Origin of the sequence: Ancylothrix sp. D3o (assembly GCF_025370775.1) — a bacterium.
Taxonomy (GTDB): Bacteria; Cyanobacteriota; Cyanobacteriia; order Cyanobacteriales; family Oscillatoriaceae; genus Ancylothrix.
In genome coordinates this window covers 1-1,028 of the sequence record NZ_JAMXEX010000142.1, presented here as the reverse complement: position 1 = coordinate 1,028, position 1,028 = coordinate 1, and the positions used below count along the sequence as shown (strand labels likewise).

The window sequence follows — 1,028 nt, the reverse complement described above, 5'->3', positions numbered from 1 at the left end:
AATCTCCCAAGGCCGGTGTACTGAGAGTGGGTGCAGCCTGTTCTTTTGAGACTGATGGCACAACTTTGTCATCGAGGGAGATTGGTGGGAGGGTAGGGTCAAAATCTCCCAAGGCCGGTGGTGGTGGTGGCGGTAACTCAAACTCTTCTTTTGATATTGGTGACGGTCTTGTACTCTTAGTGCGGAATGTGGGTACAGTCTCCTCTCTTGATATTGGTGCTCTTGGAGTGGACTGTGGTAACTCAAACTCTTCTTTTGATATGGCTATCCCGATATCTGGTTGTTCCAAGAGCCCCACACCATTCGTAGTTTGTCCTAATTGGGGGCGGGCTTTTTTAACCGACTTTGGTGCAAGAGACAACCGGCCATCGGTTGTCGGTGTATCCCGGTTGGCGATCCTTTCACCACCATCGGTTGCCGGTGTATCCTGGCTCTTGGTTCTCTCAATGCCAACATCGGTTCCTGTAAGTTCCGGGGTGGGGGTTTTTTCGCCCCTCACGGCTGCCGGTGTATCCCAGCTAGGGGTTTTCTCAACGCCAATATCGGCTGCCGGTGTATCCTGGCTGGGAAATTTCTCTTTTCCAATATCGGTTGCCGGTGTACTGGGTTCTGGTGGTGGCCCAAATAGTTCGGTAGCTTGTGCACTAAAAGTGGGATCACTAAATAAGATAGCTTCATCAAAATCAGGGGGAAGCTCTAAACCGGCATCTGACAACGGTTCATTACTTTTCATAGGTTGATTCTCGTATGTTTTCAAAGCCTTAATAATTGACTCCTCAATTGCAGTGGACTGATTTTTTTCTCTTGTTCTAGCAATACGCTGGAATAGCTCAGGTAATTTATCGAAAGGTAAGTTTACTAATTCATTAACCTTGACCACCCCCTTTGAATCAGTCTCTAAAACAATCTGATTATTTAACTCCACTCGCAGGTCTGATAAAGTTGAAACACTACCAACTTCTGAGGTTCGTAATTGATTTAATTTCTGGGGTAAATCAGGGTAAAGTTGTTGAGAGAGTGGGCCAAAT

1 protein-coding gene is annotated in these 1,028 nt (G+C 46.6%); it reads right to left on the bottom strand.

Translation table 11 applies throughout. The features are described from left to right. Positions 1-1,028, bottom strand: a 1,028-nt coding sequence (locus NG798_RS27805) for a hypothetical protein (protein ID WP_261226961.1), incomplete at both ends; no start/stop codon positions are given.